Source organism: Streptomyces sp. NBC_01463, assembly GCA_036227345.1.
In the GTDB taxonomy this organism is placed as follows: domain Bacteria; phylum Actinomycetota; class Actinomycetes; order Streptomycetales; family Streptomycetaceae; genus Streptomyces.
Window position 1 is genome coordinate 4,364,832 of sequence record CP109468.1, and the last position, 21,086, is coordinate 4,385,917.

At 71.5% G+C, this 21,086-nt stretch carries 17 protein-coding genes, 4 tRNA genes and 1 other RNA gene; 14 read left to right on the top strand and 8 right to left on the bottom strand.

All coding sequences use genetic code 11. The features are described from left to right. Positions 1-195 precede the first annotated feature (195 nt). The 8 genes from OG521_19225 (at position 196) to OG521_19260 (ending at position 4,946) form a co-directional block, all read left to right on the top strand. Entirely contained in the window at positions 196-531 is a 336-nt protein-coding gene (locus OG521_19225) for an Lsr2 family protein (protein ID WUW22811.1), read from the top strand. A gap of 165 nt (positions 532-696) precedes the next feature. Next, positions 697-768: transfer RNA gene (locus OG521_19230), tRNA-Gly, on the top strand. 81 nt (positions 769-849) lie between these two features. Further along, positions 850-922, top strand: a tRNA-Gly gene (locus tag OG521_19235). Positions 923-1,165: 243 nt separating this feature from the next. After that, the gene (locus OG521_19240; GenBank protein ID WUW22812.1) at positions 1,166-2,110 is read left to right on the top strand and encodes an ABC transporter ATP-binding protein; all 945 of its coding nucleotides are present in this window, start codon (positions 1,166-1,168) and stop codon (positions 2,108-2,110) included. Beyond that, positions 2,107-2,922 carry an ABC transporter permease gene (locus OG521_19245; protein ID WUW22813.1) on the top strand — a complete coding sequence of 272 codons (816 nt, stop codon included), beginning with the start codon at positions 2,107-2,109 and terminating at the stop codon, positions 2,920-2,922. The genes OG521_19240 and OG521_19245 overlap by 4 nt, the downstream gene beginning before the upstream one ends. Before the next feature lie 19 nt (positions 2,923-2,941). Then, a complete protein-coding gene (locus OG521_19250) occupies positions 2,942-4,243 on the top strand; it encodes a histidine kinase (protein WUW22814.1) in 1,302 nt (433 codons plus the stop codon). Then, positions 4,240-4,851: a response regulator transcription factor gene (locus OG521_19255; GenBank protein WUW22815.1), complete on the top strand. Its 612-nt coding sequence runs from the start codon at positions 4,240-4,242 to the stop codon at positions 4,849-4,851. The genes OG521_19250 and OG521_19255 overlap by 4 nt, the downstream gene beginning before the upstream one ends. A 22-nt stretch (positions 4,852-4,873) precedes the next feature. Further along, positions 4,874-4,946: transfer RNA gene (locus OG521_19260), tRNA-Gly, on the top strand. 59 nt (positions 4,947-5,005) lie between these two features. Here the strand turns inward: OG521_19260 and OG521_19265 are convergent. The 6 genes from OG521_19265 to ffs form a co-directional block, all read right to left on the bottom strand. Next, complete coding sequence (locus tag OG521_19265) at positions 5,006-5,920, bottom strand: phosphoribosylaminoimidazolesuccinocarboxamide synthase (protein WUW22816.1); 915 nt, start codon at positions 5,918-5,920, stop codon at positions 5,006-5,008. A gap of 114 nt (positions 5,921-6,034) precedes the next feature. Next, on the bottom strand, positions 6,035-7,498 hold the full coding sequence (locus OG521_19270; protein ID WUW22817.1) for a phosphoribosylamine--glycine ligase: 1,464 nt from the start codon (positions 7,496-7,498) through the stop codon (positions 6,035-6,037). A gap of 180 nt (positions 7,499-7,678) precedes the next feature. Next, on the bottom strand, positions 7,679-9,406 hold the full coding sequence (locus tag OG521_19275; protein ID WUW22818.1) for a hypothetical protein: 1,728 nt from the start codon (positions 9,404-9,406) through the stop codon (positions 7,679-7,681). A 281-nt stretch (positions 9,407-9,687) separates the two neighbouring features. Beyond that, a complete protein-coding gene (purD, locus tag OG521_19280; protein ID WUW22819.1) occupies positions 9,688-10,938 on the bottom strand; it encodes a phosphoribosylamine--glycine ligase in 1,251 nt (416 codons plus the stop codon). Between the two features lie 248 nt (positions 10,939-11,186). Then, entirely contained in the window at positions 11,187-13,388 is a 2,202-nt protein-coding gene (locus OG521_19285; GenBank protein ID WUW22820.1) for a DNA polymerase III subunit gamma and tau, read from the bottom strand. A gap of 131 nt (positions 13,389-13,519) precedes the next feature. Then, positions 13,520-13,616: signal recognition particle sRNA small type (ffs, locus tag OG521_19290), an RNA gene on the bottom strand. 132 nt (positions 13,617-13,748) lie between these two features. Here ffs and OG521_19295 point away from each other — a divergent pair. Then, positions 13,749-13,836, top strand: a tRNA-Ser gene (locus OG521_19295). 112 nt (positions 13,837-13,948) lie between these two features. Here OG521_19295 and OG521_19300 read toward each other — a convergent pair. Beyond that, complete coding sequence (locus OG521_19300) at positions 13,949-15,409, bottom strand: oxygenase MpaB family protein (GenBank protein WUW26729.1); 1,461 nt, start codon at positions 15,407-15,409, stop codon at positions 13,949-13,951. A gap of 47 nt (positions 15,410-15,456) precedes the next feature. Continuing rightward, complete coding sequence (uppS, locus tag OG521_19305; protein WUW26730.1) at positions 15,457-16,146, bottom strand: polyprenyl diphosphate synthase; 690 nt, start codon at positions 16,144-16,146, stop codon at positions 15,457-15,459. 506 nt (positions 16,147-16,652) lie between these two features. Here uppS and OG521_19310 point away from each other — a divergent pair. From OG521_19310 to OG521_19330, 5 genes are all read left to right on the top strand, one after another. After that, complete coding sequence (locus OG521_19310; protein ID WUW22821.1) at positions 16,653-16,949, top strand: hypothetical protein; 297 nt, start codon at positions 16,653-16,655, stop codon at positions 16,947-16,949. Between the two features lie 173 nt (positions 16,950-17,122). Then, entirely contained in the window at positions 17,123-17,713 is a 591-nt protein-coding gene (locus OG521_19315; GenBank protein WUW22822.1) for a hypothetical protein, read from the top strand. A 22-nt stretch (positions 17,714-17,735) separates the two neighbouring features. After that, positions 17,736-19,094, top strand: a complete 1,359-nt coding sequence (locus OG521_19320) for a peptidoglycan-binding protein (protein ID WUW22823.1) — start codon at positions 17,736-17,738, stop codon at positions 19,092-19,094. Beyond that, the gene (locus tag OG521_19325) at positions 19,091-19,822 is read left to right on the top strand and encodes an ABC transporter ATP-binding protein (protein WUW22824.1); all 732 of its coding nucleotides are present in this window, start codon (positions 19,091-19,093) and stop codon (positions 19,820-19,822) included. The genes OG521_19320 and OG521_19325 overlap by 4 nt, the downstream gene beginning before the upstream one ends. Next, a complete protein-coding gene (locus OG521_19330; GenBank protein WUW22825.1) occupies positions 19,819-21,051 on the top strand; it encodes an ABC transporter permease in 1,233 nt (410 codons plus the stop codon). Before OG521_19325 ends, OG521_19330 begins: the two co-directional genes overlap by 4 nt. The last annotated feature ends 35 nt before the right edge of the window (positions 21,052-21,086 follow it).

Sequence of the window (21,086 nt, forward strand, 5' to 3'; positions counted from 1 at the left end):
CACAAAGCCGGTTGACACGCGCAGGTAATTGGGCGGGCTTCACAATGCGGCACCCATCGCTGTACAAATGATTACCAGGGAAAGCAACATTGCCCTTAAACGGCCGACACCGGTCGGCCCGCATCCGCGCTCACAGCCGGAAGGCCGGCATCCGCGCATGTCAGGCGAGGATGCCGTAGGAAAGGACCGAAATCCGTGGCTCAGCGCGTAGTGGTCACGCTCTCCGACGACATCGACGGGGGAGCAGCAGCGGAAACGGTCGCCTTCGCCCTGGACGGGAAGTCGTACGAGATCGACCTCAATCCGTCCAATGCAAAGAAACTGCGCAAGGCCCTGGCGCCGTACGTGGCGGCCGGCCGCAAGCAGACAAATGCAGGCAAGCACGGCAAGGTTCCCGTCTCGTACCGGCACACCTCCCTCGCGCCCGACCCCGCGGCCGTCCGCGCATGGGCCCGCTCGCACCGGATGGAGGTGCCGGCCCGGGGCCGGATTCCGAAGAAGGTCTACGAGGCGTTCCAGGAAGCCAGTTGAGCGATCGGGTGGCGCCGGCGGGCCGGCCGGCGAGCATCGGACGGCCTGTCAGCGACCACTCGGGCGACACCTCGCGGGAGCCGACTTGCGCGACACCCCCGCAGGTCGGCTAGAGTCTGGAGCACGCCGAGGGGCAAGGCCGAAAAGCTGGCCCTCACGCAGCGTGCGGGTGTAGTTCAGTAGTAGAACACCCCCCTTCCAGGGGGGAGGCGCAGTGTGCAATTCCTGTCACCCGCTCTGCATCGCTCTTCCACAACCACTCAAGTGGATCAGGTAGAGTAGTGCTCGCTCCACCGGTGAAAGCCGAGTGGTTGCAATGCGGACGTAGCTCAGTTGGTAGAGCGCAACCTTGCCAAGGTTGAGGTCGCCAGTTCGAACCTGGTCGTCCGCTCTTGATAGAAGGCCCCAGTCGATTATTCGACTGGGGCCTTCTTCGTGCTTCGTATGAGGTCGTACGGGAGGGCGCGGTTCGAGCCGCGGGTTCGAGGTGCCGGGTCGAGACGCGGTTCACGACGCGGTTCGAGGCAGGCATATCTCTTCACCACCCTCTCCACCACCACCCATGACGTTTGTCATGGGTGGTGGTGACAGCTCGCACTGCCCCCGGTCCGGGCCGGGAGGAAACCTTGAGTGCATGACCAGCGACGAGATTTCCCGGGAGTGCGTGATCGAGGCGACCGCTGTCCGGCGCAGTTACGCGGGCGGCTTCGAGGCGGTGACAGGCGTCTCCTTCTCCGTGGCGCGCGGCGAGTTGTTCGCCCTGCTCGGGACGAACGGCGCAGGCAAGACCTCCACCGTCGAGCTGCTCGAAGGACTGGCCCGTCCGGACGGCGGCGCGATACGGGTGCTCGGCCACGATCCGTACACCGATCGCGCCGCGGTCCGGCCGCGGATCGGTGTGATGCTCCAGGAGGGCGGTTTCCCGTCCGATCTGACGGCCGAGGAGACCGTACGGATGTGGGCGGGCTGCACCAGCGGCGCCCGGCCGACCGCCGAGGCACTGGAGCTGGTGGGACTCGGTCACCGGGCCTCGGTCCGGGTCAAGCAGCTCTCCGGCGGCGAGCGGCGGCGGCTCGATCTGGCCCTGGCGCTGCTCGGCCGGCCCGAAGTGCTGTTCCTCGACGAGCCGACCACCGGTCTCGACGCCGAGGGACGGCGCGACACCTGGGAGCTGGTGCGACGACTCAAGGAGGACGGCATCACCGTCCTCCTCACCACGCACTACCTGGAGGAGGCCGAGGCGCTCGCCGACCGGCTGGCGATCATGCACCGGGGCCGCATCGTGACCACGGGCACCACGGCCGAGGTGACGGCCGCCCGTCCGGCGCGGATCCGGTTCGAGCTTCCCGACGGAGTCGCGGCGGGACAGCTGCCGCTGAGCCTGCGCGCCGCGGCCGACGGCCCGCGGATCGAGATCCGTACGCACCGGCTCCAGGAGTCACTGACCGAACTGCTGCGCTGGGCAGGTGAGTCGCAGGTCCCCCTGATCGGGCTCGACGCCCGTTCCGCCTCGCTCGAAGAGGCCTTCCTCGACATCGCGAAATCCGCCGCCAGGACCGAAGAGGTGACCGTTTCATGACGACCCCCGCCAGCACCGCCCCTGCCCCGCCCTCGGTGGTCCGGGCGGCGACCACGGTCCGCAGCAGGCTGAACGCGCTCGGACGGGCCGAACTGACATTGCTCGCCCGCAACAGGACCGCCGTCGTCGTCGCGCTGATGGTGCCCGCGGCCATGATCCTGGCGATGAAGTCGACGTTCGAGAAAGTGGACCTCGCCGGCACCGGGCTGACCGTCGCCGGCGCCGCGCTCACCGGCGGCATCGGCACGGTGCTCATCCAGGCCGTCTACATGAACATGGTCGCCGCCTACGTCGCGCGGCGCGAGGACCTGGTCCTGAAGCGGCTGCGCACCGGCGAGGTCACCGACGGGGAGATCCTGACCGGGACCGCACTGCCGTCGGCCGCACTGGCCCTGGCGCAGTCCGCCGTGATCATCGCGGCCGGCACGGCCTTCTTCGACCTCTCCGCGCCGCGCAGGCCCGAACTGCTCCTCGCCGGGCTGCTCCTGGCCGTGGTGCTGCTGACAGCACTGGGCGCGGCCACCTCCGTGCTCACCCGCACCGTACAGACGGCGCAGCTCACCACCATGCCGCTGTTCCTCGTCTCGATGATGGGCTCAGGACTGTTCGTGCCACTGGAGATCTTTCCCGACCCGCTCGCATCGGCCTGTGAGTTCCTGCCGCTGACCGGCGTGATGACCCTCATACGATCGGGCTGGCTGGGTGTCCCCGAGAGCGCTGACCTGCTCGGAGCGGCCCTGACCGGACTGGTCTGGACGGCACTCGCGGTGTTTGCTGTGCAGCGGTGGTTCCGCTGGGATCCGCGACGCTGAGGAAGGTTGTGCCGTGGTGATGCGCGTACGGAGCTGGCGCCGAGGCTGGCAGGAGCGCGGCAAGATGGAGCGGATCGACCTGTACTCGCGGTTCACCATCTCCTCGATCCCCTGGCTCTTCGCCCTGTCGTGGCAGCTGGCGCCGTTCAAGGAGGACATCCGCCACGAGCCGCTCCCGCTGGCGCTCGGTGCGGCGCTGCTTCTGGTGAGCCTGACGCAGTGCCTGCTGAGCAACCGCAACGTCCGTCCCTCGTACGAGCACTACCTCGGCGTCTCCGAGTTCCCCCGCCGGCGGATGGTCGCGCCGCTCGTCCTGCTGGTGCTGGGCGTGGGCCTGCTGGCGGCGCTGGCCGCGGTGGACGGGATCAACAGCCCCGGGCTGCTCCTCATGACCCTGAACGCACCGATGGCGTTCGTGATCACGCGAGTGCTCCTCGTCCCCGTCCGCACGTTCTTGTTCGAGTCGCTCCTGCTCGTCGCCGTGACCACCGGCACCCTCGCTGCGGCCGGGGTTCGGGGCGGCCCCCTCGCGGGGATCGTGCCGACCACGCTCTTCGGCTGTGTGCTGGTCCTGATCTCGGTACGGCCCAGCGCCTGGAGTCTGAGTGTGATGTGGCAGGCCGAGGGGGCCCGGGACATACAGGCCAGGCTCGCGGTCGCCGAGGAGCGGCTGCGGTTCGGGCGGGACCTGCATGACGTGATGGGCCGCAATCTCGCGGTGATCGCGCTGAAGAGCGAACTGGCGGTGGAGCTCGCCCAGCGCGGCAGGCCCGAGGCGGTGGACCAGATGGTCGAGGTGCAGCGGATAGCCCGCGCTTCGCAGCAGGAGGTGCGCGATGTCGTGCGGGGTTACCGGGAGGTCGATCTGAGTACGGAACTGGCGGGGGCCCAAGGCGTGTTGCGGGCGGCCGGCATCGACTGTGCGGTGACCGCCGACGACGGCGGAGGCATGCCCGCGCCCGTCCAGTCGGCGCTCGGCTGGGTGGTGCGCGAGGCCGCGACCAATGTGCTGCGGCACGGCGATCCCCGCCGCTGCACGATCAGGCTCGGTGTCTCGGCGGATGCGGTGGTGCTCGATGTGGAGAACGACGGGGCGCCCGCGGCCGCAACCGGGAAGGCGGGCTCCGGGCTGGCCGGACTGCGTGAACGGCTCGGCGCGATCGACGGCTCGCTCGACGCGGCCCCGGCGGGTGACGGACTGTTCCGGCTGACGGCGAGGATCCCGCTGGCCCGCACGGAATCGCGGGCACCCGCCGGTCGCACATCCGGTGACATGGCGCGTACGGCTGCCCGGGCGGCCCTGGTGGAGGAACGACGATGACCGCGGTACGGGTGCTGCTCGCCGACGACGAGCACCTGATCCGGGGCGCACTCGCCGCCCTGCTCGCGCTGGAGGACGATCTGGTGGTGGTCGCGGAGGCCGCGACCGGCCCCGAGGCCCTCGCCATGGCGCGGGCGCACCACCCCGATGTGGCGGTCCTGGACCTGGAGATGCCGGGGGCTGACGGTGTGAGCGTCGCCACATCGATACGGGCCGAACTCCCGGGCTGCCGCACCATGATCGTGACGAGCCACGGCCGCCCTGGGCATCTCAAGCGGGCACTCGCGGCAGGCGTCCGGGCGTTCGTGCCGAAGACCGTCAGCGCCAGACAGCTGGCCGGGATCATCCGCACCGTGCATGCCGGAAACCGCTATGTGGACCCGGAGTTGGCGGCCGACGCGATCGCTGCCGGGGACTCGCCGCTGACCGTGCGCGAGGCGGAGGTGCTGGAGCTGGCGGCGGACGGAGCGCCGGTCGCCGAGATCGCGGAGCGGGCGTCCCTGTCGCAGGGGACGGTGCGGAACTACCTCTCGGCGGCGGCCGCGAAGCTCGGGGCGGAGAACCGTCACGCCGCGGTGCGTCTCGCCCGCGAGCGGGGATGGGTATAGTAGTCCTCGCGCTTCGGCGCTTGCGGACGTAGCTCAGTTGGTAGAGCGCAACCTTGCCAAGGTTGAGGTCGCCAGTTCGAACCTGGTCGTCCGCTCGGTTCAGCAAGAAGCCCCCGGCCCTTCGGCCGGGGGCTTCTTCGTGTGCGGCGGGTGCCTACTTCCAGGGCGTACCGGTGAGGAGTTCGTACGCCTCCAGGTACTTGGCGCGGGTCGCGTCCACGATCTCCTGCGGCAGCGCCGGCGGCGGCTGCTCGCTCTTGCGGTCCCAGCCGGAGGCCGGGGAGGTCAGCCAGTCGCGGACGAACTGCTTGTCGTACGACGGCTGGGCGTGGCCCGGCTCCCAGGTGGCGGCCGGCCAGAAGCGGGAGGAGTCCGGGGTCAGCACCTCGTCGGCGATGATCAGTTCCTCGCCGCCGTCGGCGGTGGGCGTGAAGCCGAACTCGAACTTCGTGTCCGCGAGGATGATCCCGCGCTCGCGGGCGATGTCGCGGGCCCGGCTGTACACGTCCAGCGTCGTGCGGCGCAGCTGTGAGGCGGTCTCGGCGCCGACCTGGCGGGCCACTTCCTCGTAGCTGACGTTCTCGTCGTGGTCGCCGACGGCCGCCTTGGTGGCGGGGGTGAAGATCGGCGCCGGCAGCTCGGAGCCGTCGACGAGGCCCTCGGGGAGGGCGAGACCGCAGACGGTGCGGGACGCGTCGTACTCGACCAGGCCGGAGCCGGTCAGATAGCCGCGGGCGACGCACTCGACCGGGACCATCCGCAGGGACTTGCAGATGGTGGTGCGGCCGGCCCAGTCCGCCGGGGCGCCGGGGGGCAGCTCTGTGGACAGGACGTGGTTCGGCACCAGATCGGCGAGCTGGTCGAACCACCACAGCGAGAGCTGGGTCAGGACGCGGCCCTTGTCCGGGATCTCGGTGGGCAGGACCCAGTCGTACGCGGACATCCGGTCGCTGGCGACCATGACGAGGTCACCGGCCTCGTTCCGGTACAGGTCACGCACCTTGCCCGTGTGCAGGTGGGTGAGCCCCGGAACCTGCACGGGCTCGGGCTTTTCTACGAATCCGGACACGCTGCCTCCGCGTAGGTTGATCCAGGAGCTGTTCCGATTGTCCCGTATCCGGGTGCGGGCGGCTTCGGAGGGGTGGCGGACGCGGCTCCGGGCGGGGGCGGGGCGCCCGTTCCCTCAGGCGCGCTTGCAGATGCGGTCGAGGAGGTTGGCCGTGGCCCGCTGGATGCGCGGGTCCACATGGCCGGGCCGGTCCAGGGCCGGGGACCAGGCGAAGGTGCCGGAGGCGAAGACGAGCGCGCCCGACGGCGCCCGGTACAGGGATGTCTCCTGGTGGCGCGTCACGCCGTCGCTGTCCAGGTACGGCGAGTGCGCGAGGAGGATGCGGTTGTCGTGCTCGGGAAGCGTGGTGCGCGGGAAGTAGCGGTCGGCCTCCCCGGCGACCAGGCCGTCGATCTCGTCGCCCTCGACGGCACCGGTCGCGTCCCAGAGCCAGTGCTCCGCGTTCCGCACGACCAGGGGGTGGGGGTCGGGGACCCGGCCCGCGTACTGGATGCCGAGCAGTTGCTGCTCGGGGCGGTCGATCTCGCGCCAGAGCGCGGGCTTCCCCGGGCCGCGGCGCTTGCGGCAGGTGAGCAGGCGGTCGGGGACGCCGGAGGGCGACGGCGCGAGGCTGACCTGCCAGTACATGGTGTTGGCGGAGAGGAAGACGAGCGAGGTGCCGTGGTCGCGGGCGGCTTCGGCGGTACGGCGCATGGGCACCGACCAGTACTCGTCGTGGCCGGGGAAGACCAGGCCCCGGTAGCGGCTCGGGTCGATCCGGCCGGCGTGCAGGTCGCGGGTGTCGGCGTAGGCGATGTCGTAGCCGTAGCGCTCGGCCCAGCGGATGAAGTCGTAGGCATGGCCCACATGGAGCGGGAGGCCCGCGCCCGCGTAGGGGCGGTCGAAGGAGACCGTGACCGCCGCGTCCTCCTCGCCCAGCAGCCGGCCCTGTTCGTCCCAGGCGTGGTAGAGGCTGGCGCCGGTCCGGCCGTCCTCGGGGTAGAGGTTGTACGCCTGCCACGTGATGTCCGGGAGCACCAGCAGCAGGTCGGCCGGGTGGTCGTCGCGCACCGTGAACGGGATGTGGGAGCGGTAGCCGTCGACCGTGGTCAGCACCGCGACGTAGGCACCGATCGACCAGTACGTCGGGATCTGCAGCCGCCAGGACTGCCACCAGTGGTGGCAGGAGACCGTGCGGTCGGCGGTGAGGGGCGGCGGCTGGACGATGCCGGAGAGCCGCGGGCTCGTGGTGATCTTGGCGGCGCCGTCGCCGCCGTAGTGGCCGATCCGGTAGATGTCCACGGAGAACTGCTGGGGCGGGTCCACGGTGATGTGGAAGTCGATCGCCTCGCCGGGGGCGGCGGCGCCGGTGGAGATGAAGCCCTTGATCTGACGGCGGACGTCGTCGGCGGTACGGGTGCCGCCGCCGGTGGAGCCGCGGGGCAGGGTGGGGTCGGCGTACCAGGGGACGACCTGGCCGGTGTCGTCGAAGTAGTTCTCACTGCCGCGCAGCCAGGGGAGCGGCCCCTGGCCGAAGGGATCGGTGACGGCGTGCGCGAGGGCACCCGATTCCCAACGGCGAATCTGCTCCGCCCCCATGACGCATCCCTCCCTCAGGCCCCCGGAACAACAGTGGTGCGCCGACTGTCAGCGCCGGTCCCCAGCACATCACATAACGCATGCACTCCGTCACCGTTCGTCGCGAATTGACGTGAACGGAACCTGGTGTTCCGGATATCGGGAGCCGGCCGCGTCAACAGCCGTCTCCCCAGACCTGTTTCAGACGAGACGGACGGGCTTGTCGGTGCGCACGCCGACCGAGGCGAGCCACGACCGCAGGGGGCCGGCGTCACCGTCCTCGACCAGGCTGAGGACCGGGCTGCCGAGATCGGCCGGGCGTTCGCCGTCGACCAGCAGGGCGGGGCCGTCGAGCCAGTCCAGACCGGGTGCCGCGCCCGCCGTGTCGACGGCTGCGCAGCAGACCATCGCCGCGACGTGGTCGGCGAGCAGCTCGGTGCCCGTACGGGGCGGCTGGAGCGGGAAGAGCGGCAGGGGATCGGGTCCCCAGAGGTCCAGCACGTCCCCTCCCGCGTCACCGGAGCCGCCGGTCACCGGTTGCGGGGCCAGCGCCTCGTCCCGGGCCACCGCCGCACTGATCCCTGCCGCGAGCTCCTCGCCACCGCCCTCGCCCACGGCGAGGTGCTCGACGACGCGCGCCAGCGTGGGCACCCCGGCGCACGCGGTGTCGGAACCGGCGCCGGACGCGGGCGGCACGCCCATGGCGTCCAGGACGCGGTGCAGCCGGGCCGCCTCGGCACGCCACTTCCGGTCGACGACCTCTTCCGGATACTGCTGCCAGTCCACCGGGGCCCAGTCGGGGCCGGTCTCCGCGGGGCCGCCGTGGAAGAGCCGGGCGGCCAGCAGGGACGCCGCCTCGTCGGCCGCTCCCGGTTCCTCCAGGAGATCGCAGGCCGGGCGCTCACCGAGCCGGGAGGTGAACCCCTCGGCCAGCCGGTCGCGCCGGGAGAGCTCGGTGAGGGCCGAGACCACACCCGCGTCCAGCCGTGAGGGCCAGCGGCCCATCCGCCAGGCGGGGAGCGCGACCCGGGTGAGCAGCCGGTCCCAGCCCGCGTAGGCGAGACCGACCTGTTCCTGCGCGACGATCCGCAGCCCGTAGTCCACGGTCTGGGCACGGGTCGACGCCGCGGCCGCTACGCCTCGCTCCATCTCCGCCGCATGGCCGCGACAACTGCGCAGCAGCAGCCGGGCGATCCTGCCGATGAACAGACGCGGCAGCCGCAGGACCCTGCGCACAGGACCCTGTACGGGCAAGGCCGCATCGGCGACCACACCGTCCAGGCCGCGCACGAAGCGCCGGGCCGCGGCTATGTCGGGGTGGGCGGAGGGGCCCGTGCCTGCGACGACCGGGGCGAGCACCGCCCGCAGCTCCGCGACCCGCATCCACCACAGGAAGGGGGAACCGATGACCAGCACGGGCGCCGCCTGAACCCTGCGCCCGCGTCCCGGCCGACGGCCGTCCGCCGGACCGCTCGGGTCCTGCCGCGCGGCCTCCTTGGCCGCCCGGTCCGCGGCCGGGTGGGTGCGGTCCTCCAGCCAGCTGTCGCAGTCGGGCGTGAGCGCTATGGCCGAGGGCGCGGGCACACCGAGCCGCTCCGCCAGATCACGGACCAGCCGGTAGAGATCCGGGGCCGCCTTCTCGCTCAGCGGGACGGTCGGGCTGACCGCCGGCTTCGCCCGTACGACCGCGACCGCGACGGCGGCCGCGACCAGCAGGACGACGACGGCGCAGGCCGTCACGGCCCAGCGCACCGTGTCCCAGCCGCTGCCGACGGCGAAGCCCTGCCCGCCCGCGGCGAACAGCACGACGGCGAGCGCTGCCGGAAGCAGCGCGACTGCTGTTGCCCTGCTGCGGATGCGCAGCAGGACGAGAGCCCGGGCGCGCGCTGCCTGCGCACCCAGCTCCTCACCTGTACCGGTACCGGACACGGCCGGACGTCACCCCCTCTGCCCCCACGGCGGTGTTGCTCACTCCCCCACTGTGGCACCCGTCACTGACATCGCAATGCCGGTGGGCCAAGTGCCGGAACGCTTGCGCCGCACCCTAGTTGGGGCTTCGGTGGGCGTCATCCGGATGGCTCAGCCGTCACTCGATGGAATGGCTTTGGGCAAAGGTGCTGACGCGCCGCTGTCCATGGGGCAGCGGCGCGTCAGTGGTGGTCGGAGCGGTACGGCTGAGGTGTCCGTGGCTCTCGTCGGACGGGTGCGGCTCAGGCCTCCGCGGCCTTCTTCGCGATGTCCGTACGGAGCTGGGAGCCGTCGAGCCGGATCCGGGCCGCCGCCGCGTAGGCGCGCTCACGGGCGCCCGCGAGGTCCTTGGCGGTCGCGGTCACGGAAAGCACCCGTCCGCCGGCGCTGACCACGGTGTCGCCGTCCCTGCGGGTCCCGGCGTGCAGGACGTACGCATGCGGGGCATCCTGTGCCGCGACCTCGTCGAGCCCCTCGATCGGATCACCCGTTCGCGGGGTGTCCGGGTAGTTGTGCGAGGCGATGACCACGGTGACCGCGGCCTCGTCCCGCCACTTCAGCGGGGGCAGCTCGTCCAGAGTGCCGTTGGCCGAGCCCAGCAGGACACCGGCCAGCGGGGTCTTCAGACGGGCCAGGACCACCTGGGTCTCCGGGTCGCCGAACCGGGCGTTGAACTCGATGACCCGTACGCCGCGCGAGGTGATCGCGAGGCCCGCGTACAGCAGCCCGGAGAAGGGCGTACCGCGGCGGCGGAGCTCGTCGACGGTCGGCTGGAGGACCGACTGCATGACCTCGTCCACCAGCTTCGGGTCCGCCCACGGCAGCGGGGAGTACGCGCCCATGCCGCCGGTGTTCGGGCCCTCGTCGTTGTCGAGGGCCCGCTTGAAGTCCTGGGCGGGCTGGAGCGGCAGCACGGTGGTGCCGTCGGTGATCGCGAAGAGGCTCACCTCGGGGCCGTCGAGGAACTCCTCGATGACCACGCGGTCGCAGGCCAGCGCGTGTGTACGGGCCGCGTCGATGTCGTCGGTGACGACGACGCCCTTGCCTGCGGCGAGACCGTCGTCCTTGACGACGTACGGGGCGCCGAACGCGTCGAGGGCGGTGTCGATCTCCGCGGGCGTGGTGCAGACGTAGCTGCGGGCGGTCGGAACACCCGCCCCGGCCATCACGTCCTTGGCGAAGGCCTTGGAGCCCTCGAGCCGGGCCGCCTCGCCGGACGGGCCGAAGCAGGGGATGCCGGCGGCGCGCACGGCGTCGGCGACCCCGGCGACAAGCGGCGCCTCCGGGCCGACGACCACCAGCTCGGCGCCCAGTTCAGTGGCGAGGCGCGCGACGGCAGCGCCGTCGAGGGCGTCGACCGGGTGCAGTTCGGCCACCTCTGCGATGCCGGCGTTGCCGGGAGCGCAGTACAGAGCGGTGACGTCGGGGTCGAGGGAGAGAGAGCGGCACAGGGCGTGTTCGCGGGCGCCGCCGCCGATGACGAGGACCTTCACGGGGTGCAGCCTAGCCGCCGGGGCACGGCGCCCTTGACGGCCGCCGCTCCGTGGACACGGCGGCGACCGGGCGGGAGGGGCTCGGCGCGGGGGTTCGGGGGGCTGGGGCCTCTCGGGGAGAGGGGCCCGGGGCCGAGCGTCCGGGGCCTCTCTTACCGCCGGGGTCGGCGCGAGGGCCCTGGAGTGGAGGGCCTCTCCGCGGGCCGGGCTCGGGGGACCGTTGGAACAGCGCGCCCCCACCACCCGCCCTACTCGTTCGTGAACTCCTCGACGACCGTGGCGCCCAGTTCGCGCACGATCAGCTCGTGTCCGGACAGGGCGGAGTCGACGAGGTCGGGGTCGTCGGCCTCGGGGGTGTCGTCCTCGGGAGCGACCGACCGGGGTGGTTCGGGAGCGGTGTACGAGGGGGGTGCGGGCTCCGGCGCCGGGTCGCCGCCCGACGGCTGTTGCTGCTGCCGCTCCGGGGCTGGCCTGGGCTCGTACGACTGCGGCGCGGGGGCCGCCGGGCGCTGCGGCGCGGGCGGTGCGGCCGCGGAGGGACGCCCGCCGCCGACCTGCGGGGGCTGTCCCGCGCCGCCGGACGGGTCGACGATCGCCTCGATCTTCCACACCGCGTTGAACCGCTCGGCCAGCGCCTGCTTCAGCACCTCCTCACTGCCGCTGCTCGCGAAGTTGTCGCGGGCGCCGGCGTTGAGGAAGCCGATCTGCAGGGTGGTGCCGTCGAAGCCGGTGACCTGGGCGTTCTGGCTGAGCAGGATCCAGGTGAACCGGCGGCGGCCCTTGACCGCCTCCAGGATGTCGGGCCACATGGTGCGGACCTGCCCGGCGCCCTGCGTCATGCCGGGGGCGGGCGCGGCGGCGGCGGGAACCGGTGCGGAGGGTGCCGCAGAGGGCGCGGCGGGAGCGGCGGCCTGCGGTGCTGGGGCCTGGCCCGGGGTGGAGGCGGTGGGCCAGCCTCCGGGCCTGCGGCCCTGCTCGGGTGCGGCCGCGGCGGGCCAGGCCCCCGGCCGCTGACCGGCCGCAGGCGATTCGGCGGGCGGCGGCTCCACGGGAGCGGGAGCCGGAGCGGGAGCCACTGGTGCGGGGGCGGGCGCAGACGGGGCAGCATCCCCGCGCACCGCCGCACGCGCGGCGGCGGGCCCGGAACCGGCCTCCGGCTGAGGGGCGGGAGGAGGGGCGTACGCCTGGGGTGCGGCAGGGGCGTGGGCCTGGGGCGCGACGGGAGCGTGTGCCAGTGCCTCCGGCCCGGGGACGTACCCCATCGAGGGCCCCGGTCCGGTGGTGGCGAAGGACGCCCCCCGCTCCAGCCGGTCCAGCCGGGCCTGAAGCGAACGCTCGTCGTCGAAGGCCGCCGGCAGCAGCACCCGGGCGCAGATCAGCTCGACCTGGAGACGCGGCGAGGTAGCCCCGCGCATTTCCGTGAGCCCCTCGTTGACCAGGTCGGCGGCGCGGCTCAGCTCGGCGGCGCCGAAGACGGACGCCTGGGCCTGCATCCGCTCGACGACGTCGGCCGGTGCGTCGATGAGGCCCTTCTCCCCGGCGTCCGGCACGGCGGCCAGGATCACCAGGTCACGCAGCCGCTCCAGGAGGTCGGCGACGAAGCGGCGCGGGTCGTTGCCGCCCTCGATCACCCGGTCCACGACCTCGAAGGCGGCTGCCCCGTCGCCCGCCGCGAAGGCGTCCACGACCGAGTCGAGCAGGGAGCCGTCCGTATAGCCGAGCAGGGACGTCGCCATGGCATACGTCACACCGGCATCAGCCGCACCGGCCAGCAGCTGGTCCATGACCGACATCGAGTCACGCACGGAACCGGCCCCGGCCCGCACGACGAGCGGGAGCACCCCGTCCTCGACGTAGCTGTTCTCCCTGCCGCACACCTCGGCGAGATACTCGCGCAGCGTCCCGGGCGGCACGAGCCGGAACGGGTAGTGGTGGGTACGCGAACGGATGGTGCCGATGACCTTCTCGGGCTCCGTGGTCGCGAAGATGAACTTGAGGTGCTCCGGCGGCTCCTCGACCACCTTCAGCAGGGCGTTGAACCCCGCCGAGGTGACCATGTGCGCCTCGTCGATGATGTAGATCTTGTAACGACTCGACGCGGGACCGAAGAACGCCTTCTCCCGCAGGTCACGGGCGTCGTCCACGCCACCGTGCGAAGCGGCGTCGATCTCGATCACGTCGATCGATCCCGGCCCGTTGCGCGCGAGGTCCTGACAGGACTGGCACTCCCCGCAGGGCGTGGGCGTGGGCCCCTGCTCGCAGTTCAGACAGCGGGCGAGGATGCGCGCGCTGGTCGTCTTGCCGCAGCCGCGCGGACCACTGAACAGGTACGCGTGATTGACCCGGTTGTTCCGCAGGGCCTGCTGCAGGGGGTCAGTGACATGCTCCTGACCGATGACCTCGGCGAACGACTCGGGGCGATAGCGGCGGTACAGCGCAAGGGACGACACACATACGAGGTTATCGGGGCGGACTGACAACCGGCCCCGCACCGGGCACACCACCGGTTGCGGGACATCTCACCACGACCCGTCCGAACGCCCTCGGCCCCGGAAGCCCCGCCGCGCACCGGGCCCGGACACACAAGGGCCCCCCACGCACCCGCCAGAGCCAACCTACCCTTGCTGCCTTCCGGCCCTGGGGGAGTTCAGTCAGATAGCGCCACGTGAGGGGCTGACGCCCACCTTAGCCGATCCCCACCCCCGCAAGTCCACCTCCCCCGCAACCGGAGACCCCTCCAGGACCGCCCGGAGAGCTCCGAGGCGGAACGGGTTCGCGAGCACCCTTCAACGTCTTGTATTGTTTGCCGCGGAGGATTCGCCTAGTGGCCTAGGGCGCACGCTTGGAAAGCGTGTTGGGGGCAACCCCTCACGAGTTCGAATCTCGTATCCTCCGCCATTGCTCTCACCGGGCAATACGTCGAAGGCCCCCGCTGCTTGCAGCGGGGGCCTTCGACGTTCAGGAACGCAACGGCGCCCCCGGGTCGCAGTGGTCGGGCGGGGCCGGAGGACTACGCGTCGGACAGCAACGGGTCGTAGGGGGTCGAGCGCTGACGGCCTGACATGAAGGACAGGAATTCCCGGACGAACGCGCTTCGGGAGTATCGCCCTTCGCCCTCCGCGACGGATCGCGCGAAGCCTCTCCTGAACAGGGCCCGGTACTCCTCGGCGTCGATGGACTGGTCGCCGTCCGCGTCGGTGACATCGAAGAGGACCTCGGCGACCCTGATCAGCGCCGGTCCTGCCAGGGACGGGGCTGCGGCCGCGTACTCGTCAGCGCTCACCCGACCGTCCCCGTCGCTGTCCAGGGCTGCCTGGAGTTCCCTCCACCACGCGGCGAAAGCGTCGTACAAGCGGGTCTCCTCCGGCTCGTCCAGGTCGAGACGGGAGCAGAGTTCCCGGGCCATGGCGGCGAGGTCGGGCCAGTCCAGACAGCCGTCCCCGGTCTGGTCCAGTACCTCGGTGAAGAACTCTCGGGCACCTCGCTGGTTCCCGGCCCCGCCCGGAGCGCCCTGCTGTGCCGCTACCGGTGTGATCAGCCGGAACAGTGCGCCGGCCCGCTTCGTCCGGGTGCGCAGGGTGGTGAGCCTCTCGGACCAGGGCCCGTCGCCGTCCGGCGACAGATTCAGCAGACTGACGACGTTCTCCGTCTGGATCCAGTTGTCGGGCAGGGAACCGGTCAGACGGGCGGCCATGTAGGCACCCTGCATCAGGGTCTGGGCACCAGGGATCTCCGGCAGCCCGGCACGACGGCGGAAGACCTCGGGAAGCGATGCCACGGTGATGGTGCCGATCACGGGCCCTGCCAGTGCGCGACCGGTCGCCCAGAGCGTAGGAAGTCCACGGAACAGCGGCGGCGCCGGCAGATGTTCGAAGAGCTGATAGAGGATGATGCGCAGCGCCTCCGTGTTCTGCAGTTCCTCCGCGACCATGCGGTCGTAGTACTGCCAGAACTCGGGCAGCGTGGGCGGGAGGTGGCCCGCCCGGTCCCCCAAAGCGGCCAGGAATGCCTGGAATTCGGCGTAGAGCTGTTCCATCGTGAGCTGGTCCAGGGGCTGTCCGCTCAGTCGGCACATGGTGACGGAGCTCTCGAAGAGCGTCGCGACCACCCACGCCCGTACCTCGGGGTCCATCGCGTCGTAGGGCTGGTTCCTGGCGTCCGTGCCGCTCAGCCGTGCGTGCAGGCGGTTGAGTCGCGCCGCCTCTCTCTGCCTGGTCTCCTCGTCGGCGCCGAACATGCGCTGCAGGCTCACGAGGGTGTTGCTCAGGCGGCGCCACGGGTGCACCACGAAGGAGGAGTTGTCGGCCAGGGCCGCGCCGATCTGCGGGTGGGCCGCTTCCATCACCGTGGCCCTGACGACGGCCAGGGCCCATCGCGGATCGTTGAAGAATCGGTGGAACTGCGAGCCGGGGCCGAACAGGGATTCCTCCGGCGGTCCGGCGGCCTCCCGGTCGGAGTTCTCGTACGGCACCCCGGTACCGGGCCCGTTCGGCGTGAAGCGGCTGCTGTCCGTGTCCTTCACTTTTGAGGTCGTCCCTTCGTCTGCGGTGCCACACCGCCGAATCGGCGGTCGCGGCGTCGGTATTCGTGCAGGCACTCCAGAAGGTGCGGCGCACGGAAGTCGGGCCAGAGCACCGGCGGGAAGACCCACTCGGCGTAGGCCACTTGCCAGAGCATGAAGTTGGAGATGCGCTGTTCGCCGGAGGTACGGATCACCAGGTCCACGTCAGGCGTGTCGGGCACGGGCAGATGCGCGGCGAAGCACGCTTGGTCGACGGCATCCGCGGGCACCCCGGCGCGGATGAGGGACCGCGCTGCGGCGACGATGTCCTGCCGCCCGCCGTGGTCGAACGCCACGGTCAGCGTCATGCCGCGATTGGCCTCGGTGAGAGTCATCAGGTCGGCGAAGTCCTGGGCCAGCGGGGCGGGAATGCGCGGGTCCTCGGCTCCCAGGAGCCGGCATCGGATGCCGCGCGCGTGCAGCAGCAGCGCGTGTTTGCGCACCACTCGGCGTACCAGACGCATGAGAAAGTCGACCTCGTCGCCCGGACGCCGCCAGTTCTCGGTGGAGAACGCGTACAGGCTGAGCCATTCGACCCCCGCCGACCGCGCCGCCTCGATGACATCGATCACCGTCGCCTCCGCCGCACGGTGCCCGGACGTGCGCGGCAGGGAGCGTTGCTGCGCCCACCGGCCGTTCCCGTCCATCACGCACGCGACGTGGCGAGGCACCGGGCGCCACCCCTCATCGGGCGGCTGGGACGGTTGCTCCGGAACCGTCCGCACGCCGGGAACCTCCGGCTGCACACCGGCGCTGTCGGCCGGCTCGTCCGTCGCGTGCCTGTGGCCGGATGGCCCTGTCGCACCGAACGTCACTGAATCGCCCCCTTCGACTCGCGCCCGCCGGGCTTCGCCGGGACCGTGATGCCGATTGCGGAGGGCGGAGGCAGCGGGCCACCGGCCTGCGCAGCGCATACCCCGCCTGCTCCTCACTCAGCAGGGTGCCGGTGCCCGAGCCGCCGTGCAGCGCGATGGGCGCCTGTTCACCCGTAGCACGTCAGTCGGAGGGGTCGATGGCGTGCGGGGGCAGCCCGGATGGTGCACGAGATGTTGGCTGCCCCCGCACCCCGCGGTGACGCTGAGCGGGACGTCGCCGGGGTTCAGCGAGCGCGGACGGATCCGCGCCGGTCCCGGAGGACGGAAGGAGCCACGCCATGAGGGTCATGCTGCGAGCACAGCTGGACACCCAGCTCGCGAACGAAGCGGTCAAGAACGGCACCCTGCCGACGATCATGCAGTCGCTCGCGGAACGCCTCAAGCCCGAGGCGGCCTACTTCGGCCCCAGCGAGGGCAAGCGATGCTGCACCTTCGTGTTCGACATGCCGGACAGCTCGCTGCTGCCCTCCATCGCGGAGCCGCTCTTCGAGGGACTCGGCGCGTCGATCGAGATCCAGCCGGTCATGAACACCGAAGACATGAAGAAGGGCCTCGCCGCACTGAAGCAGGGCTGAACCAGGCACAGGCTGAACCAGGTACAGGTTGGACCAGGAGCCGGCTGAACCAGGCGCTCTGACCCGGAACACTTCTTGATTGCTTCTTCACAGGTCCTTCATGGGTGCGCTCCTACTTTCGTCACCACCGGGCGCAGTGGGTGGCCGGCGGTGGCTGTGAGGAGCACGCGGGGATGAGTGCGCGTCGGAGGTTCAAGGGGCAACTGTGGCTGATGGGTGCGGCGTCGTTGACGGCGCTGGCCCTGACGACGGGCTGCGGTGGTGACGGCGGTGGCGACGGCGAAGTGGCGTCGGCGGGCAGCGCGAAGAACTCCGCCACCGCATCCGCATCCGCGGGCGGTACGAGTGAGCTGGCTGAGTACGTCGACGCCCAGCGCAAGTGGGTCAAGTGCCTGCGTGACGCGGGCCTCGACGCCCCCGACCCTGATGCCAAGGGAAATGTAGACGTCGGCGACCGGTCGAAGTGGAAGCGCGACCCGAAGGCACTGAAGGCGCAGGAAGAGTGCGCCGGCCTCAGCGTGGCCGTGCCGGACAGCGTCGAGAAGGCGCAGCAGCCTCCGCTGTCCGAAACCGAGATCCGCAAGAAGAAGCAGTACGCCACGTGCATGCAGGAGCACGGCGCACCCGACTTCCCCGATACCGACGATTCCGGGCACTTCCAGGACGTCACCTGGGACTCGGCGTCAGCGGGTGCGAAGCGCGCGACGCGTGCCTGCGCTTCCGTCATCGGTATTCCGGACGACGCACCCGCGCCCCAAGGCTGACGGGTTCGAACGGGTGGACGGGATGAACGAGCCGGAGCAGCAGTTCGCCACGGACGGCAGCTCCGCGGCCGAGCACGAAGCCGGAAGCGCCCCCGGAGGCAGACGCCGCCGGGGACCTGCCCTGGTCGCGGTGGGGATTCTCCTGGTCGCCGCGGTCAGCACCGCCGGCGCCCTCGGACTCGGCGGGGGCGATACGGACGATGCCAAGGTGCCTGGCAGAGGGGGCCGGACGGTTCAGGTGTCGCGCGAGACGCTGACCGACCAGACGGAGATCGACGGTCAGCTCGGGCACGGCCCGGAGGTGCCTTTCCCGTTGAAGGCCGAGGGAACGATCACCTGGCTTCCCGCCTCCGGAACCACTGCGCGGCGCGGGCAGCAGGTGCTGCGGATCGATGACCGGCCGGTGGTGCTGCTGTACGGGAGCCTGCCGATGTACCGGGATCTCGGTCTGCAGGAGGCAGCAGCCGGCGAGACCGACGCGAACGGGGGCGGGGACGGGGAGAGGGAGGGGAGCGGAGATGCGAACGAGGGTGCTGCCGGCGGAGGCGGCGCGCAAGCCGGCAAAAGCCGCTCCGGCGCTCCGGACACCACCGCACAGCCGGCACCTGACGCGCGGCCGCGATCGGTGCCCCTGCACGGTATGGACGTCCAGCAGTTCGAGAGCAACCTCAGCGCTCTGGGCTATTCGGGCTTCACCGTCGACGAGTCCTACACCGAGCTGACCGCCGCGGCCGTCAAGCGCTGGCAGAAGGATCTCGGTCTGCCGCAGACCGGCACCGTCGACGCCGGATCCGTCGTCTACGCGTCCGGCGCGGTCCGTATCGCCGGCACCACCGCCCCCGTGGGCTCCGGGGCGGCCGGAAACCCGGTCACGTACACGAGCACATCGCGCATGGTGACCATCAACGCACCGGCGAACGAAACGCGCTGGGCGGGGCGTGGCACCACGGTGAGCGTGGATCTCCCCGACGGGAGCTCCGTACCGGCAACCGTGGCGAGTGTGGGCAAGGACGCCTCCGCGTCCAACTCCGGGAAGGAGGGCGAGGCGGCGGGTGCGGGCGAGGGGTCCGGGGAAGCCGCCGCCACGGTGGCTGTCGTGATCGTCTTCAAGGACCAGGAGTCCCTCGGCAGGCTGCAGAGCGGACCGGTCACCGTGCGCTATGTGGCCAAGCGGCGCAAGGACGTCCTGGCCGTTCCGGTCGCCGCTCTCATCGCGCTCGCGGAAGGCGGTTACGGGCTGGAGGGCGCCGACGAGGACGGCACCGGCGATGGCTCGCCCAGTCGCTTCGTACCGGTCGGAACCGGGCTGTTCGCGGGGGGCAAGGTCGAGGTGAGCGGCGCACAGGTGCGCGAGGGCATGAAGGTGAGGGTCCCCGAATGACCCCCATGACCGCAGGCAGAAGCGGGACGGGGACGGTCGTCGAGTTCACCGCGGTGTCCAAGCGCTATTCCGGTGGGGTGACAGCCGTCGGGGGCGTCGATCTCGGCGTCCGGTACGGCGAGTTGGCCTGCATCGTCGGACCCTCGGGTTCGGGGAAGTCGACCATGCTGCATCTGATGGGAACGCTCGACCGGCCGTCCGGCGGGCGCGTCGTCATCGACGGGTACGACATCGCCGCCCTGTCCGACCGCGAGGTGTCCGCCCTGCGTGCTCAGCGCATCGGGTTCGTCTTCCAGCAGTTCCATCTGGCCGTCGGGGTGCCGGTGCTCGACATCGTCGCCGACGGACTGCTGTACGCCGGTGTGCCGATGCGGGAGCGGCGGCGCCGGGCAGCGCGGGCGCTGGCCCGTGTCGGGCTCAGCCATCGCCTCGGCCATCTGCCCCACCAGCTCTCGGGCGGCGAGCGGCAGCGGGCCGCGGTCGCCCGTGCCGTGATCGGCGAACCGGCTCTGCTCCTCGCCGACGAACCCACCGGCAACCTCGACTCCGCTGCGGGCACCGCGGTCCTGGCACTCCTGCGCGAACTGCACACCGCCGGCACCACGGTGGTGGTGATCACGCACGACCGTGAGATGGCCGAGGTGTTCGACCGGAAGGTGGAGATGCGGGACGGCCGGATCGTCGCCGACAGCGCACACACACCGACCGGTACGGAAGTGCACGGATGACCCCCTCCCGGCATTCCAGGCGCGCCCGCGCGGCAGCCTCCGCGCTGCGGCCCGCCAGGCTGGGCCCGGCCGACTTCGTACGGCTCGGCGGTACCGGCCTGCGTACGCGCCCCTTGCGGGTGTTCCTGTCCGCCCTGGGAATCGCGATCGGGGTGGCCGCCATGGTCGCCGTCGTCGGGATCTCCGGCTCCGGTCGTGCGGAGATCGACCACAAGCTCGACCGGCTCGGCACCAACATGCTGCGCGTCGCCCCCGGCCAGTCGCCCGACGGAAGAACGACCAGGCTGCCGCAGGAGGCGGCGGCGATGATCCGGCGGATCGGTCCCGTGCAGCAGGTGGCCGCGACCGGTGAGGTCGAGGGGGCGGCCGTCTACCGCAACGACCGGATGCCCGTCGGCCGCACGGGCAGCATTCAAGTGGCGGCCGCGGACCCGGAGCTGCCGGCCGCTATCGGCACGGAGGTGGCGATCGGCCGCTGGCTGGACAGGGCGACCGAGGAGTATCCGGCCGTCGTACTCGGCGCGCAGGCGGCCCGGCGCCTCGACGCGTACACCCCGGGCACCCGGCTGTGGCTGGGAGGCACCTGGTTCTCGCTCGTCGGGGTGCTGCGGCCGGCCCCCCTCGCGCCGGAGATCGACAGTTCCGCGCTGGTCGGCCGCCAGGCGGCTCGGACGTATCTGCGTTTCGACGGGCACCCGTCGACCGTCTACGTGCGTGCCCGCGACGACCGGGTCGGTGCCGTACGCGGTGTGCTGGCCCCCACCGCGAACCCCGAGAAGCCGGGCAGTGTGCTCGTCTCACGTCCCTCGGACGCGCTGGCGGCCCGCGAGGCCACTGACTCCGCGTTGACCGGGCTGCTGCTGGGGCTCGGCGGTGTCGCCCTGCTCGTCGGCGGGGTCGGCGTCGGCAACACCATGGTCATCTCGGTCCTCGAACGCCGGCCGGAGATCGGCCTGCGCCGCGCCCTGGGCGCCACCAGCGGGCAGATCCGCGGCCAGTTCGTCTCCGAGTCGCTGCTCCTCTCGGCACTGGGCGGGCTCGGCGGGACGGTACTGGGTACGGCGATCACCGCCGGGTACGCGTACGTACGGGACTGGCCGACCGCGGTGCCGATGTGGGCGGCGGTGGCCGGCGTGGGGGTCACGCTGGTGATCGGCGCGGTCGCCGGTCTCTATCCGGCGGTACGCGCGGGCCGGCTCGCGCCGACCCAGGCGCTGGCAGGCGGCTGAGCGGCCGGTCCCGTGGAGATGCCCGGCTCCCCCGG

What these genes read in the sequence shown, in the direction of transcription:
- OG521_19245 (WUW22813.1), top strand. Translation starts at nt 2,107, where the DNA reads ATGACGACCCCCGCCAGCACCGCCCCTGCCCCGCCCTCGGTGGTCCGG.
- OG521_19315 (WUW22822.1), top strand. Translation starts at nt 17,123, where the DNA reads ATGAGTGCGCGTCGGAGGTTCAAGGGGCAACTGTGGCTGATGGGTGCG.
- OG521_19310 (WUW22821.1), top strand. Translation starts at nt 16,653, where the DNA reads ATGAGGGTCATGCTGCGAGCACAGCTGGACACCCAGCTCGCGAACGAA.
- OG521_19325 (WUW22824.1), top strand. Translation starts at nt 19,091, where the DNA reads ATGACCCCCATGACCGCAGGCAGAAGCGGGACGGGGACGGTCGTCGAG.
- OG521_19330 (WUW22825.1), top strand. Translation starts at nt 19,819, where the DNA reads ATGACCCCCTCCCGGCATTCCAGGCGCGCCCGCGCGGCAGCCTCCGCG.
- OG521_19250 (WUW22814.1), top strand. Translation starts at nt 2,942, where the DNA reads ATGCGCGTACGGAGCTGGCGCCGAGGCTGGCAGGAGCGCGGCAAGATG.
- OG521_19320 (WUW22823.1), top strand. Translation starts at nt 17,736, where the DNA reads ATGAACGAGCCGGAGCAGCAGTTCGCCACGGACGGCAGCTCCGCGGCC.
- OG521_19240 (WUW22812.1), top strand. Translation starts at nt 1,166, where the DNA reads ATGACCAGCGACGAGATTTCCCGGGAGTGCGTGATCGAGGCGACCGCT.
- uppS (WUW26730.1), bottom strand. Translation starts at nt 16,146, where the DNA reads ATGGACGGGAACGGCCGGTGGGCGCAGCAACGCTCCCTGCCGCGCACG.
- OG521_19270 (WUW22817.1), bottom strand. Translation starts at nt 7,498, where the DNA reads ATGGGGGCGGAGCAGATTCGCCGTTGGGAATCGGGTGCCCTCGCGCAC.
- OG521_19255 (WUW22815.1), top strand. Translation starts at nt 4,240, where the DNA reads ATGACCGCGGTACGGGTGCTGCTCGCCGACGACGAGCACCTGATCCGG.